A 14,636-nucleotide genomic window follows, 5' to 3' on the forward strand; every position below is an offset into this window, starting at 1 on the left:
AAGGAGCAGGCTGTGGCAAGCGCGAACAGCTTCAATGCACACGGCGAGCTGAAGGTGGGGGGCAACTCCTACGAGGTCTACCGGCTCTCGGCGGTCGAGGGCAGCGAGACCCTGCCCTACAGCCTGAAGGTCCTCCTCGAGAACCTGCTGCGGACCGAGGACGGCGCCAACATCACGGCCGACCACATCCGCGCCGTCGGTGGCTGGGACGAGAACGCCGAGCCCGACACCGAGATCCAGTTCACCCCGGCCCGCGTGATCATGCAGGACTTCACCGGTGTGCCGTGCGTGGTCGACCTCGCCACCATGCGTGAGGCCGTCGCCGACCTCGGTGGCGACGCGGCCCGCATCAACCCGCTGAGCCCGGCCGAGCTGGTCATCGACCACTCCGTGATCATCGACGTCTTCGGCCGTCCCGACGCCTTCGAGAAGAACGTCGAGATCGAGTACCAGCGCAACCGCGAGCGCTACCAGTTCCTCCGCTGGGGCCAGACCGCGTTCGACGACTTCAAGGTCGTGCCCCCGGGCACCGGCATCGTGCACCAGGTCAACATCGAGCACCTCGCCCGCACCGTCATGGTGCGTGACGGCGTCGCCTACCCCGACACCTGTGTCGGCACCGACTCGCACACCACGATGGTCAACGGCCTCGGTGTGCTGGGCTGGGGCGTCGGCGGCATCGAGGCCGAGGCGGCCATGCTCGGCCAGCCGGTCTCCATGCTCATCCCGCGCGTCGTCGGCTTCAAGCTCTCGGGCTCGATCCCGTCCGGCGCGACGGCCACCGACGTGGTGCTGACCATCACCGAGAAGCTGCGCAAGCACGGCGTTGTCGGCAAGTTCGTCGAGTTCTACGGCGAGGGCGTCTCCCAGGTGCCGCTGGCCAACCGCGCCACCATCGGCAACATGAGCCCCGAGTTCGGCTCCACCTGCGCGATCTTCCCGATCGACGACGTGACGCTGGAGTACCTCCGCCTCACCGGCCGCTCCGAGGAGTCGGTCGCGCTCGTCGAGGCGTACGCCAAGGAGCAGGGCATGTGGCTGCAGGCCGGCCCGGACCAGCCCGAGGCGCGCTACTCGGAGTACCTCGAGCTCGACCTGTCGACCGTCGTGCCGTCCATCGCCGGCCCGAAGCGTCCGCAGGACCGCATCGCGCTGACCGACGCCAAGTCCGCGTTCCGCAAGGTCCTGCCGACCTACGTCTCGCACCACGAGGGCGACCCGGGCACGGCGTCGAGCTTCCCCGCGAGCGACCCCACCGCGCAGGCCGGCACCAGCACCGACGGCCAGAACGGCGGCGACAAGCCGGCCGACGAGGGCGACGGCCTCGACCGGCCGTCGCGCCCGGTGAGCGTCACCACGGCCGAGGGCAACACCTTCGAGATCGACCACGGCATCGTCTCGATCGCCTCGATCACCAGCTGCACCAACACCTCCAACCCGTCGGTGATGATGGCCGCGGCCATGCTGGCCAAGAACGCCGTCGACAAGGGCCTGAGCGTCGCCCCGTGGGTGAAGACGTCGATGGCTCCCGGCTCGAAGGTGGTCTCCGACTACTACGAGAAGGCCGGCATGTGGCCCTACCTGGAGAAGCTCGGCTTCCACCTGGTCGGCTACGGCTGCACCACCTGCATCGGCAACTCGGGGCCGCTGAACGACGAGATCTCGAAGGCGATCAACGACAACGACCTCGCCGTCGTGTCGGTGCTCTCGGGCAACCGGAACTTCGAGGGCCGCATCAACCCCGACGTGAAGATGAACTACCTGGCCTCGCCGCCGCTGGTCATCGCCTACGCGCTCGCGGGCACGATGGACTTCGACTTCGAGAGCGAGCCGCTCGGCAAGGACACCGACGGCAACGACGTGTTCCTCCGCGACCTGTGGCCGGCACCGGCCGACGTGGAGCGCACCATCGCCGACAGCATCACCAAGGAGATGTTCACCAGCGACTACGCCGACGTCTTCGCCGGTGACGAGCGCTGGCAGTCGCTGCCCACCCCGGAGGGCAACACCTTCGAGTGGGACGCCGAGTCGACCTACGTCCGCAAGCCCCCGTACTTCGACGGCATGCAGATGGAGACGACGCCGGTCGAGGACATCGCCGGGGCACGCGTGCTGGCCAAGCTCGGTGACTCGGTCACGACCGACCACATCAGCCCGGCCGGCTCGATCAAGGCCGACAGCCCGGCGGGCAGGTACCTCGCCGACCACGGTGTGGCCCGCAAGGACTTCAACTCCTACGGCTCGCGCCGCGGCAACCACGAGGTCATGATCCGCGGCACGTTCGCGAACATCCGCCTGAAGAACCTGCTCCTCGACGGTGTCGAGGGCGGCTTCACCCGCAACTTCCAGGCCGGTGGCGAGCAGACGACGATCTTCGACGCGTCCGCCGCCTACCAGGAGGCCGGGGTGCCGCTCGTCATCCTCGCCGGCAAGGAGTACGGCTCCGGTTCCTCGCGTGACTGGGCCGCCAAGGGCACCCGCCTGCTGGGCGTCAAGGCCGTCATCGCCGAGAGCTACGAGCGCATCCACCGCTCCAACCTCATCGGCATGGGCGTCCTGCCGCTGCAGTTCCCGCAGGGCGAGTCGGCCGACTCCCTGGGCCTCGACGGCACCGAGACCTTCTCGGTCTCCGGTGTCACCGAGCTCAACGACGGCACGACGCCGCGCACGGTCAAGGTCGTCGCCGAGAAGGAAGGCTCGGAGTCGAGTCGCGTGTCCTTCGACGCGGTCGTCCGCATCGACACCCCCGGTGAGGCCGACTACTACCGCAACGGCGGCATCCTGCAGTACGTCCTGCGTTCCCTCGTGAACGGCTGACGCCAGCACCACCAGACGAGAGGGGTATGCCGCGTGGTCACCACGCGGCATACCCCTTCGTCGTGCACGGGACACGACGGACGCGCGGCGAGGGGGCGGGGCGCCTACCGTGTCGGCATGACCCCATCGCGTCCTGCCGAGGCCCTCGACTGGCTGCTCGACAAGTCCGTCGTCCTCGGGTGGTCGAAGGTGGGCCCGGCGGTCCGGCGGCTCTGGTGGCCCGCCGACCCGCCGCCGGACGCGCTGCGTGGCAAGCACGTCGTGGTCACCGGGGCCAGCGGCGGGCTCGGGCTGGCGACGGCGGCCGGGCTGGCCGCACTGGGTGCCGACGTGCACCTGGTCGGCCGCAGCCTCGAGCGGCTCCACGAGGCGGAGCGGACCATCACCGCCGAGCACCCCGACGCCCGGCTGCACTCCAGCGCCTGCGACGTCGGCGACCTCGACGCCGTCGAGAGCTGGTGCGCCGCCCTGGTGGGCGAGGTGCCCTCCCTGCACGCGCTCGTGCACAACGCCGGCCTCCTTCCCCCCGAGCGCCGCACGACTGCCCAGGGCCACGAGCTGACCCTGGCGACGCACGTGCTCGGCCCGCACCTGATGACCTTCCGGCTGGCCGGCGCCCTGCGCGGGGGCCGGGTGCTCGTCGTCTCCTCCGGGGGCATGTACGGCCAGGCGCTGCCCGAGCACGACTACGAGTACGCAGAAGGCGAGTACTCCGGCGTCAAGGCCTACGCGCGCACCAAGCGCATGCAGGTCGTGCTCGCCGAGCAGTGGGCGCAGCACCTGGCCGCCGACGGCATCCACGTGGCAGCCCTGCACCCGGGGTGGGGCCGCACGGCCGGTCTCGACGAGGCGCTGCCGGGCTTCGTCAAGGTCATGGGTCCGTTGCTGCGCAGCGCGGAGGGTGGCGCCGACACCACCGTCTGGCTGGCGGCCACGCCCGAGCAGTGGCCGAGCGGCCGGTTCTGGCAGGACCGCCAGCCGCGGCCGACCCACTACGGACCGCTCCACCAGGAGAGCGCCGAGGCGAGGCAGCGGTTGTGGGAGTTCGTCCGCGAGCAGACCGGCGTCCCCGCCGTCTGAACACGGGGAGAATGGACGGGTGAGCACCGCAGGACCGCCCGGCTGGCCCGCCAGCGTGCCCCCGCCCGAGAGCGAGGGGTGGCAGGGCCCTGCCACCTCGTGGCTGCTCGACCACTGCCCGCCGGACTACCGCGGGTATGCCGCGTGGCGCCGGTACCCCGTCGCGCTGGCCTGGGTGGCGCTCCGGCACATCGAGGCGCAGCTGGACGCCATGCGCCAGGCCTACCGCGAGGCCCGCGTCGAGCTCGGCGACCGCGTGCCTGCGGACGGCCTGGCCCAGATCATGGCCGACATCGAGGCCGAGGGGGTGCGGCTCCTCGCGGCGAGGCGCAGCGCCGCCCTGGTCTACGAGGCGCTGCAGGGCAAGCGCTTCGTGCCCCGACTCTGACGACCGTGGACACGGCGGTGGATGTGCCGACCCGGCCGGCGGCTCTAGGGTCGTGGGGTGCCTCCGGAGAACCTCAGCCCCGCTGACCCCGCTGACCACGCCGACCCCGCCGACTCCCTCGAGCGGCGCCCCCGCCAGCCGTGGCTGCACGCGCTGACCACCTGCGTCGACGGCAACACCACGATGTTGTCGTCGCACACCGGTGACGTGGAGCAGGGCACGGCCCACGGCCTGTACGTCGACGACGTGCGCGTGCTCAGCCGGCTTCGGGTCCGGGCGTCCGGGGAGTCGCCGGAGTGGGTGGCCGGGGGCGCGAGCGGCGCCCGCGCCGAGTTCCTCCTCGTCGCCCGCAACCTCGGCGTGCCCGGCGCCGACCCGAGCGTCGAGGTGCACCATCGCCGCAGCCTGACCGGGCCGGCGCTGCACGAGCACCTTTCCGTGACGTCGCGGTCGGGTGAGCCGGTGACCTGCCGCCTCGAGGTCGAGCTGGCAGCCGACGGGCAGGAGATCGCCGCCGTCAAGGCCGGGCACACCCAGCACCCGCTCGTGCCACCGCAGCTCGGTGACGAGAGCGTCACGTTCGGGCTCCCGCGCCACGAGACCACGGTGTCGTTCGACCCCGCGCCCCACCGGGTCACCGCCGACGACGGGGTCGTGCTGGCCACCTTCGACCTCGAGGTCGCGCCACACGACACGGTGACGGTGGCGGTCACCGCGGAGGTCCGGCGCACGACACCGTCGGCCTTGGACGCCGACAGCGGCTCCGACGCCGTGGCGTGGCAGGGCCTGGTGGTGGAGGCCGACGACCCGCGGCTGGGCAGGGCCTTCAGCACGTCGGTCGACGACCTGCGCCACCTGCTGCTGCGCGACCCCGAGGCGCCCGACGACGTGTTCGCCGCCGCCGGAACCCCTTGGTACCTCACGCTCTTCGGGCGCGACTCGCTCTGGACGGCACGGATGATGCTGCCGTTCGGCACCGAGCTGGCCGCCGGCACGCTGCGCACCCTGGCGCGCCGCCAGGGGCGGCGCTTCGACGAGGACAGCGCCGAGGCACCCGGCAAGATCCCCCACGAGCTGCGCCGCACGGCATACCACGACCCGGAGAGCGGCCTCTCGCTCCCGCCGGTCTACTACGGCACGGTCGACGCCACCGCGCTGTGGGTCACCCTGCTCGGCGAGGCCTGGCAGTGGGGCCTGCCCGAGGCCGAGGTGAGCGACCTGCTGCCGGCGCTGCGGGCCGCGGTCGGCTGGCTCACCGGGCCCGGGCAGGCCGACGACGGGCTGTTGAAGTACCTCGACACCACCGGTCACGGGCTGGCCAACCAGGGGTGGAAGGACTCGGTCGACGCGATCCGCTGGCGCGACGGGCGGATCGCCGAGGGGCCCATCGCACTCGTGGAGGCCCAGGCGTATGCCGTGGAGGCACTCGAGCACGCCGCACGGCTCCTCGAGGCGCTGGGGGAGGAGGGCGCCCTCGAGGCGGAGCAGGCGGCCGCCGCACTGCGCGCCCGGGTCGGGGAGCGCTTCTGGGTGCACACCGATGCAGGGGAGTACCCCGCGATGGCGCTCGACGGCGCCGGGGCCGCGGTCGACGGCCTCGGCTCCAACATGGGTCACGTGCTCGGCACCGGCACGCTGACCGGGGGACAGGCGGCGCTCGTCGCCGAGGCGCTGACCGGTGCCGAGATGTTCGACGCCTTCGGCATCCGCACCCTGGGCAGCGGCAACGGCGGCTTCAACCCCATCGGCTACCACACCGGTTCGGTCTGGACGCACGACACGGCCATCGTCGCCTGGGGCCTGGCCCGCGAGGGCCACCGCTCGGTCGCCGGCCGGGTTGCCCGGACCCTGCTCGACGCCGGCGAGGCGTTCGGGTACCGGTACCCTGAGCTCTACTCGGGCCTGCCGCTGATGGGTCGGCCGGCGCCCTACCCGGCCTCCTGCCTGCCGCAGGCGTGGTCGGCGGCGTCGGCGGCCGTGCTGGTGACCGTGGCCCTCGGGCTGCGGCCGGACGGCGTGGGAGGACTGCTCGTGAACCCACCCGCCACCGCGCCGTTCGGCGCCGTCACCGTGCACGGCCTGCGCTTCCACGGCCACCCGTTCTCGGTGCAGGCCGGGCGGGACGGCAGCGCGCTGGTGACCGGGCTGCCCGACGAGTTCGAGGTGTCCGTCGGCAACGCTTAGACTCAGACGGATTCCCTGGAAAGGACTGTCCTCATCGTGGGTGTGCTCGAGACCATCACCGGCCCTGACGACCTCAAGCGGCTGGCCTCCTCGGACCTGGCGGGTCTGGCGGAGGAGATCCGCTCCTTCCTGGTCGACTCGGTGGCCAAGACCGGCGGCCACCTCGGCCCCAACCTCGGTGTCGTCGAGCTGACCATCGCCCTGCACCGGGTGTTCGACAGCCCGCGGGACGCCATCGTCTTCGACACCGGTCACCAGTCCTACGTGCACAAGCTGCTGACCGGCCGCCAGGACTTCACCGGCCTGCGCACCCGGGGCGGCCTCTCCGGCTACCCCAGCCGGGCCGAGTCGCCGCACGACGTGGTCGAGAACTCGCACGCGTCGACGTCGCTGTCGTGGGCCGACGGCATCGCCAAGGCGCGCCGGCTGCGCGGTGAGAGGGACCGGCACACGGTGGCGGTCATCGGCGACGGTGCGCTCACCGGCGGCATGGCCTGGGAGGCGCTCAACAACATCGCCGCCGACAAGGACCTCCCGCTGGTCATCGTCGTCAACGACAACACCCGCTCCTACGCGCCCACCATCGGCGGCCTCGCCGACCACCTGGCCACGCTGCGCACGACCCGCGGCTACGAGCGCTTCCTCGACTGGGGCAAGAACACCCTCCACCGCACGCCCGTCGTCGGCGGCGCGATGTACGAGACGCTCCACGGGATGAAGAAGGGCCTGAAGGACATCGTCGCCCCGCAGGGGATGTTCGAGGACCTCGGCCTGAAGTACCTCGGGCCCGTCGACGGCCACGACGAGCAGGCCGTCGAGGCGGCGCTGCGCAAGGCCCGCGCCTACGGCGGCCCGGTGCTGGTGCACGTCATCACCCAGAAGGGCCGCGGCTACGACCACGCGCGCAACCACGAGGGCGACCAGTTCCACGCCGTCGGCGTCATCAACCCCGAGACCGGCCTGCCGCTGGAGATCTCGGGCCGGTCGTGGACCGACGAGTTCAGCGACGAGATGGTCGCCCTCGGCGCCGAGCGCGACGACGTCGTGGGCATCACCGCCGCCATGCTCATCCCGGTCGGCCTGAGCGACTTCGCGGCGGCCCACCCCGAGCGCATCTTCGACGTCGGCATCGCCGAGCAGCACGCCACCACCATGGCGGCCGGCCTCGCCTTCGGCGGCCTGCACCCGGTGGTCGCGGTCTACGCGACCTTCCTCAACCGCGCCTTCGACCAGCTGCTGATGGACTGCGCGCTGCACCGCGCGGGAGTGACCTTCGTGCTCGACCGCTCGGGCATCACCGGTCCCGACGGGGCGTCCCACCACGGCATGTGGGACATGACCCTCACCGGCATGGTGCCCGGGCTGCACCTCGCCGCCCCGCGCGACGGCGAGCAGGTGCGTGCCGCCCTGCGCGAGGCCGTCGACATCGCCGACGCACCCAGCGTCATCCGCTTCCCCAAGGGGACCGCGCCCGAGCCGATCCCCGCGGTGTCGCGGGCCGGCAGCGTCGACGTGCTCCGCGAGCCGGCCGGCGACGGCGGCGGGCTCGACCTTCTCGTCGTGGGCGTGGGCTGCATGGCGGCCACCGCCCTGACCGTGGCCGAGAAGCTGGAGGCCCAGGGCCTGCGGGTGCGCGTCGTCGACCCGCGCTGGTCGCTGCCGGTCAGCCCCGACCTCGTCGAGGTCGCCCGCGCCACAAGGGCCGTCGCCGTCATCGAGGACAACCTCGAGGTCGGGGGCGTGGGCACCCACATCGCGGCAGCGCTCACCGAGGCCGGCATCGCCGCCCCGGTGCACCAGCACGGCATACCGGCCGAGTTCATCGACCACGCCTCGCGTGGGCAGATCCTCGAGCGGCTGGGCCTGACCCCCGAGAGCATCGCCGCGGAGCTGGTGGCGCACCTCTCCTGAGGCGCTGTGGTCCGGGTCCATGGGCCCGGCTCCATTTGTGTGGGGCTGCCCCACTCCCGCCTCCCGTGCGGTCCCCTACGTTGACGCGGACGGCAACGACGCTCCCTACCGCGCGGCAACGGCGCAGGCGTCGGCCAAGGGGAGGACGACGATGTCGCAGCGGTGGAGGTCCACGCGGTGGAAGATGGCGGCCCTCGCGGCGGTGGCCGGCCTGGCCATGACGGCCTGCGGCAACCCGGGCAGCCCAGGGGCGGCCGCGAACGGTGGTGACGGCGGCGCCTCGAAGTCGGGCGAGGCCTTCAAGGTCGGCCTCGTGTACTCCAAGTCCGGACCCCTCGCGACCTACGGCGCGCAGTACCGGCAGGGCTTCACCGCCGGCCTGAAGTACGCCACGAACGGCAGCGGCAAGGTGAACGGCCGCACCGTCGAGGTGACCGAGCAGGACGACGCCGCGGACCCGGCGAAGGCCACGGCTGCCGTGACCACGCTGGTCGGCCAGGGCGCCAAGATCATCGCGGGTTCGACCTCCTCGGGCGTCGCGCTGCAGGTCGCCCCGATGGCCAAGGACAACAAGATCCTCTTCATCTCCGGGCCCGCCGCCGTGGACGCGGTGACCGGCGCCAACAAGTACACCTTCCGCTCGGGCCGCCAGACCTACCAGGACATCGCCACCGCCGGCTCGATGATCGGCGACGTCAAGGGCAAGAAGGTCACCGTCTTCGCGCAGGACTCCGCGTTCGGCAAGGCCAACGAGGCCGGCGTCAAGGCGATCCTCGGTGGCAAGGGCGCCACCGTGAGCTCGGTGCTCGCCCCCGCGGCGGCCACCGACCTGACGCCGTTCGCCACGCAGATCAAGAGCCAGAAGCCCGACCTGCTCTTCGTCGCCTGGGCAGGCACGAACGCGTCCACGATGTGGCAGACGCTCGACCAGCAGGGCATCTTCTCGTCGACCACGGTCGTCACCGGCCTCGACATCAAGCCGACCCACGCCCTGTTCGGCGCTGCCAGCGGCAAGATCGACTTCCTGTCCCACTTCTTCGACGGTGCGGCCGACAACGCGGCCTACAAGGCGCTCGACTCGGGCCTGAAGGAGCAGGGCGCGACCGTCGACCTGTTCACCAACGACGGGTTCACCGCCGCGCAGATGGTGGTGCAGGCACTGGGCAAGGGCGGCGACGACGTCGACAAGATGGTCAGCTCCCTCGAGGGCTGGAAGTTCGAGGGACCCAAGGGCGCCATGGAGATCCGCGCCGAGGACCACGCGCTGCTCCAGCCGATGTTCACGGTGAAGCTCGTCAAGGACGGCTCCGGCTTCAAGCCCGAGCGGGTCAAGACGCTCGACCCGTCGGCCGTCGCCCCGCCGGTCACGCCGTTCAAGTGATCGACGCGCGGTGATCACGGCACAGGGCATCAGCTGGAACATCGGAGGGGCCCAGATCCTGGACGACATCTCCGTGTCCGTCGGGGCCGGTGAGCTGCTCGGCATCATCGGCCCCAACGGGGCGGGCAAGTCCTCCCTGGTCAACATCCTCTCGGGGGTGCGGCGGCCGTCCCGGGGCACCATCTCGATCGGTGACCGCGACGTGACCCGCAAGGGAGCCACGGCCCGGTCGCGGATGGGCCTGGCCCGGTCCTTCCAGACCTCGGCCCTCTTCGACGGCCTCACCGCCGCCGAGAACGTGCGGCTGGCCGTCCAGGGCACCCGCCCCGGCGGGCTGTCCCTGGTCCGGCGCGCGGCCGCGACGGCCACCGGCGAGACGGTCGAGGGCCTGCTGGAACGGGTTCGCATGCCCGGGAAGGCGGGCGCCCTCGCCGGCGGCCTGTCGCACGGCGACCGTCGCAAGCTCGAGCTGGCGATGGCCCTGGCGTCCGAGCCGTCGGTCCTGCTGCTCGACGAGCCGATGGCCGGGGTGTCGGCCGAGGACGTCGACGGCCTGACCACGATCATCGGCGAGGTCCGGGACACCGGCGTGGCGGTGCTCATGGTCGAGCACCACATGCACGTCGTGCTGGGACTCGCCGACCGCGTCGCCGTGGTGCACCACGGCAAGCTGCTCGCCTGCGGCTCGGCGGGCGAGGTCACCGGCGACCCGGAGGTGCAGCGCGCATACCTGGGGGAGGCCCTGTGACGACCACGACCACGACGAGCGCCCGGCGCCAGGAGGCGCAGCCGATCCTGCGCGTGGAGGACCTGCACGTCCGCTACGGCGGTTCGCACGTCCTGCAGGGGGTCTCGTTCGACGTGCCCGCCACCGGTGTCACGGCGCTGCTCGGCCGCAACGGCGTCGGCAAGACGACCACCCTGAAGGCCGTCCTCGGCCTGGCGCCCCGCAGCGGCGGCGTCGCGCTGGCGGGCCGGGACGTCACCCGGTGGTCCGTGACGCGCACCGTGCGTGAGGGCGTCGGCTACGTGCCCGAGGACCGTGAGGTGTTCGGTGGGCTCACGGTGGAGGAGAACCTGCGGCTCGTCGGCGGTGACGTGGGCGTCGACGCCCCGATCGTCGGCGAGCTCTTCCCCGACCTCGTGCGGCGTCGTGCCCAGAAGGCGGGGACCCTTTCGGGCGGCCAGCAGCAGATGGTGGCGCTGGCTCGAGTCCTGTTGCGCGACAACAGGTTGCTGCTGGTCGACGAGCCCACCAAAGGCCTGGCGCCCAAGCTCGTGACCGAGGTGGCCGACGTGCTGGCCCGGGTCGCGCAGACCACGCCGATCCTGCTCGTCGAGCAGAACCTCCCGGTGGTGCGGCGGATCGCCGACACCGTGGTCGTGCTCGACGCCGGGCAGGTCGTGCACCGCGGCCCGGCCGAGGAGCTGGTGTCCGACCCCGACCTGACCAGGGAGCTGCTCGGCGTGTCCATGCGAAGGGAGGCTCGACAGTGAGCGACGTGGTCCTGCTCGTCGTGACCGGGCTGGGCCTCGGCGCGCTGTACTTCCTGGCCGCGTCGGGTCTCAGCCTCATCTACGGGCTGATGGGAGTGCTCAACTTCGCGCACGGCTCGTTCATGGTGGCCGGCGCGTATGCCGGGTGGCTGACCATGACGGGCCTGCCGGACTCGCTGGGCGTGGGCGTGCGGATGGCGGTCGCTATCGCGGTCGCGCTCGCCGTCGGTGCCCTCATCGGGTTCGTCGTCGAGGCGGTGCTGATCCGCCCGCTGTACCGGCGCCACATCCAGCAGGTGCTGGTGACCGTCGGCCTGTCGCTGACGGCCGTGGCCGCAGTGCAGGGCGTCTGGGGCTCGGACGCCCACCCGCTGGACAAGCCGGCCTGGCTCGCGGCCACCACGGACCTCGCCGGTGCGGAGGTGCCCAACGACCGGTTCCTCTTCATCGCCGCCGCGCTGCTCCTCTTCGGGGGCCTGCTCGCGCTGCTGCGCTTCACCCGGCTCGGGCTCGTGATCCGGGCGGGTGTCGAGAACCGGACCATGGTCGAGGCGCTCGGCATCAACGTGCAGCGCACCTTCTCGGTGGTGTTCGCCATCGGCGGTGCCGCAGCCGGCCTCGCCGGACTGCTGGCCGGCGTCTACGCGAACAGCGTGTCCCCGCTGCAGGGCGGCTCGATGCTGATCTACGCCTTCATCGTGGTGGTCATCGGCGGGATGGGCTCGCTCACCGGCACCGCGGTCGCCGCCGTGGCGGTCGGGCTCGTGCAGCAGCTGGCCAACTACTACGCGGCGAGCGGGGTGGGTGACCTGTCGGTGGTCCTGCTGCTGGCCGTGGTGCTCCTCGTCCGACCGGCCTCCATGCAAGGAGCTCACTGATGTCCCGGCACCTGAAGGCGCTGCCCGCGCTGGGCCTCCTGGTCCTGCTGGCCTACCTGCCCTACCTCCCGGTGGAGCTGCCGGGCCTGCTGCCGGGGCGCGTCAACGGACCGGGGTCGATGCAGCTGCTCGCGATCTGCCTGACCATGGCCGGCATCGCGCTCAGCTACGACGTCGTGTTCGGGCGCACCGGCCTGCTCAGCTTCGGGCACGCGCTGTTCGTCGCGGCGGGCAGCTACCTGACGGCCATCGGCATGGCGTCGCTCGGCCTGCCCCTGCCGCTCGCGGCGCTGCTCGCCCTGGTCGGCACGACGGCGCTGGCCCTCGTGGTGGGCGGCATCGCCCTGCGGGTCGGCGGCATCGCCTTCGCGATGGTGACGCTGGCGTTCGCCCAGGCCGCTTCGATCATCGTGCTGCGCAACCCGGGCGACGTCACCGGCGGCGAGGAGGGGCGCAGCCTCGACCGTGACCTGATGCCCGACCTCCTGCTGGGCGTCAACAACGCGCCCTACCGCTACTGGCTGGCCCTCGCCTTCGTCGCGGTGGCGTGGCTGGCGGTCGCGTGGCTGAGCCGCACCCGGGCCGGCCACGCCATGGCGGCGGTGCGGGAGAACGAGGCCCGCGCGGCCGTTCTCGGCTTCGACGTCTACCGCGCCAAGCTCATCGCGGTCGTGGTGGCGGCGTTCCTCGGCGGGCTGGGCGGCGTGGTGCACGCGGTCGTGCTGGGCGGCTCCAACCCCCACCTCACGACTGCGGAGTTCACCCTCTCCCTGCTCGTCATGGTGGTGCTGGGCGGCGCGGGCAGTAGGTGGGGAGCCGTGCTGGGCGGTTTCCTCTACACCTATGCCGACTCCAGGCTGGTGAACCTGAGCGGTTCCTCGCTCCTCGAGTCGCTGCCCGGGGCGCTGGGCAACGTGCTCTCCCAGCCCCTGTTCGTGCTCGGAACGTTCTTCGTCATCGTGGTCTACTTCGCCCCCACGGGCCTGACCGGTCTCGGCCACCGGGTCCTGCGCAGAGAGAGAGTGGAATGAGCCAGACAGCAGAGATCCTCGAGGTCGACGTCGAGGGCGGCCAGCTGGCGGTGCACGACCTCAGCGGGGGACCGGCACGCCACGGCGCGCCGGTCGTGCTCGCGGCCCACGGCATCACGGCCAACGGCCTGATGTGGCGGCCCGTCGCCGACGAGCTCGTGCGGCGCCGGGGCTCCGGGGCCGTGCGGTTCCTGGCACCGGACCTGCGCGGTCGTGGCGCCAGCAACACGGTCACCGGCCCGTTCGGCCTGGCCTGCCACGCGGCCGACCTCGTCGCCGTCGCCGCCGAGGTGGGCGACTGCCCGGTGCTGGTCGGCCACTCGATGGGTGCCTTCATCGCCGGGCTCACGGCTGCCACCGCCCCGGGCAGCTTCCGCAGCGCCGTGCTCGTCGACGGCGGACTCGCCTTCCCCGCGCCGGCCGACCTCGACATCGACGCTGCGCTGCAGGCCGTCATCGGACCGGCCATGCAGCGCCTGAGCATGCGGTTCGAGAGCCCGGAGGCCTACCTCGGCTTCTGGGCGCAGCACCCCGCGCTCGGGCCGGCCCTGCAGGGGCCGCAGGGGGACGCCATCCGCGACTACATCCGCCACGACCTCGTCGAGGACGGTGAGGGCGGGTGGCGCTCCACCTGCGTGCTCGACGCCATCCGGGCCGACGGGGCCGACGTCCTCGCCGACCAGCGGACGCACGGCTCGGTCGCGGAGGCGGTGTCGCACGGCGTACCGGTGGAGTTCCTGTGGGCGCACCGCGGGCTGCTCGACGAGCCGCAGGGTCTCTACGACGAGGGCCGCCTGGCAGCCCTCGACGTGCCGTCGGGGGTGCGGGTGTCGGAGGTCGACGCCAACCACTACACCGTCGTGCTCGGCGAGCCCGGCGTCTCGGCGGTGGTCGACGCGATCGAGCGTCAGCTCGACGCGGTGAGGTGACGCAGCTGCAGGGCGAGCTGCAGCTCGAGCGACTGCCGTGGCTGCTGCCACTGCGGCCCGAGCAGTGAGGTGATGCGCTCGAGGCGCTGGCTCACCGTGTTGACGTGCACGTGCAGCGCGGCGGCCGCGTGTCGTGGGCTCGTGCCGGCGTCGAAGTATGCCGCCAGCGTCTTGACCAGCTCGGAGCCGCGCCTCGCGTCGTAGTCCAGCAGGGGACCGAGGTGGCGCCGGACGTAGCCGCGCACGTCGGGGTCGCTGCCGACGACGAGGCCGGCGAAGCCCAGGTGCTCGGCGGACGCACCCCTGCCGTGCATGCCCAGGGCGTGCAGGGCGGACGTCGTGCGGGCGGCCTCGGCCCAGGCTGCCGGCACCTGCTCGGCCGATGTCACGGGACCTGCACCGCCCACGGTGACGGTGCCCACCCGCCGCAGCCGGCGGGCCAGCTCGCAGGCCGAGGCCGAGGGCGACCCCGAGGGCACCACCCGCAGCGCCGACGACCTCAACCCGTTCGAGCGCGGCCCCGAGATCACCGAGGTCCGG

Annotated in this window: 12 protein-coding genes; 11 read left to right on the forward strand and 1 reads right to left on the reverse strand. The window is 72.3% G+C overall.

The window, feature by feature from the left end; genetic code table 11:
- Positions 1-12: 12 nt before the first annotated feature.
- The 11 genes from BMW78_RS04295 to BMW78_RS04345 all read left to right on the forward strand — a co-directional run bounded on the left by BMW78_RS04295 (position 13) and on the right by BMW78_RS04345 (position 14,096).
- A complete protein-coding gene (locus tag BMW78_RS04295; protein ID WP_091756805.1) occupies positions 13-2,817 on the forward strand; it encodes an aconitate hydratase in 2,805 nt (934 codons plus the stop codon).
- A gap of 117 nt (positions 2,818-2,934) precedes the next feature.
- Positions 2,935-3,897, forward strand: a complete 963-nt coding sequence (locus tag BMW78_RS04300; protein WP_091756807.1) for an SDR family NAD(P)-dependent oxidoreductase — start codon at positions 2,935-2,937, stop codon at positions 3,895-3,897.
- Between the two features lie 19 nt (positions 3,898-3,916).
- Entirely contained in the window at positions 3,917-4,285 is a 369-nt protein-coding gene (locus tag BMW78_RS04305; RefSeq protein WP_245735654.1) for a hypothetical protein, read from the forward strand.
- 57 nt (positions 4,286-4,342) lie between these two features.
- Entirely contained in the window at positions 4,343-6,469 is a 2,127-nt protein-coding gene (locus BMW78_RS04310; protein ID WP_091756809.1) for an amylo-alpha-1,6-glucosidase, read from the forward strand.
- A gap of 36 nt (positions 6,470-6,505) precedes the next feature.
- A complete protein-coding gene (dxs, locus tag BMW78_RS04315; protein ID WP_091756811.1) occupies positions 6,506-8,380 on the forward strand; it encodes a 1-deoxy-D-xylulose-5-phosphate synthase in 1,875 nt (624 codons plus the stop codon).
- Positions 8,381-8,531: 151 nt separating this feature from the next.
- On the forward strand, positions 8,532-9,761 hold the full coding sequence (locus BMW78_RS04320; RefSeq protein ID WP_091756813.1) for a substrate-binding domain-containing protein: 1,230 nt from the start codon (positions 8,532-8,534) through the stop codon (positions 9,759-9,761).
- A gap of 10 nt (positions 9,762-9,771) precedes the next feature.
- Positions 9,772-10,509: an ABC transporter ATP-binding protein gene (locus BMW78_RS04325; RefSeq protein WP_091756815.1), complete on the forward strand. Its 738-nt coding sequence runs from the start codon at positions 9,772-9,774 to the stop codon at positions 10,507-10,509.
- Entirely contained in the window at positions 10,506-11,258 is a 753-nt protein-coding gene (locus tag BMW78_RS04330; RefSeq protein ID WP_091756817.1) for an ABC transporter ATP-binding protein, read from the forward strand. Before BMW78_RS04325 ends, BMW78_RS04330 begins: the two co-directional genes overlap by 4 nt.
- Positions 11,255-12,136 carry a branched-chain amino acid ABC transporter permease gene (locus BMW78_RS04335; protein WP_091756819.1) on the forward strand — a complete coding sequence of 294 codons (882 nt, stop codon included), beginning with the start codon at positions 11,255-11,257 and terminating at the stop codon, positions 12,134-12,136. The genes BMW78_RS04330 and BMW78_RS04335 overlap by 4 nt, the downstream gene beginning before the upstream one ends.
- Complete coding sequence (locus tag BMW78_RS04340; protein WP_091756820.1) at positions 12,136-13,167, forward strand: branched-chain amino acid ABC transporter permease; 1,032 nt, start codon at positions 12,136-12,138, stop codon at positions 13,165-13,167. The genes BMW78_RS04335 and BMW78_RS04340 overlap by 1 nt, the downstream gene beginning before the upstream one ends.
- On the forward strand, positions 13,164-14,096 hold the full coding sequence (locus tag BMW78_RS04345) for an alpha/beta fold hydrolase (RefSeq protein WP_091756821.1): 933 nt from the start codon (positions 13,164-13,166) through the stop codon (positions 14,094-14,096). The genes BMW78_RS04340 and BMW78_RS04345 overlap by 4 nt, the downstream gene beginning before the upstream one ends.
- Here BMW78_RS04345 and BMW78_RS20990 read toward each other — a convergent pair.
- Positions 14,075-14,485, reverse strand: coding sequence for a PucR family transcriptional regulator (locus tag BMW78_RS20990; RefSeq protein ID WP_245735655.1), 411 nt, complete (start codon positions 14,483-14,485; stop codon positions 14,075-14,077). The two genes, BMW78_RS04345 and BMW78_RS20990, sit on opposite strands and share 22 nt — an antisense overlap.
- Positions 14,486-14,636: the final 151 nt, after the last annotated feature.

The organism is Pedococcus cremeus (assembly GCF_900111375.1).
Lineage (GTDB): Bacteria > Actinomycetota > Actinomycetes > Actinomycetales > Dermatophilaceae > Pedococcus_A > Pedococcus_A cremeus.

What these genes read in the sequence shown, in the direction of transcription:
- BMW78_RS04300 (WP_091756807.1), top strand. Translation starts at nt 2,935, where the DNA reads ATGACCCCATCGCGTCCTGCCGAGGCCCTCGACTGGCTGCTCGACAAG.
- BMW78_RS04320 (WP_091756813.1), top strand. Translation starts at nt 8,532, where the DNA reads ATGTCGCAGCGGTGGAGGTCCACGCGGTGGAAGATGGCGGCCCTCGCG.
- BMW78_RS04340 (WP_091756820.1), top strand. Translation starts at nt 12,136, where the DNA reads ATGTCCCGGCACCTGAAGGCGCTGCCCGCGCTGGGCCTCCTGGTCCTG.
- BMW78_RS04345 (WP_091756821.1), top strand. Translation starts at nt 13,164, where the DNA reads ATGAGCCAGACAGCAGAGATCCTCGAGGTCGACGTCGAGGGCGGCCAG.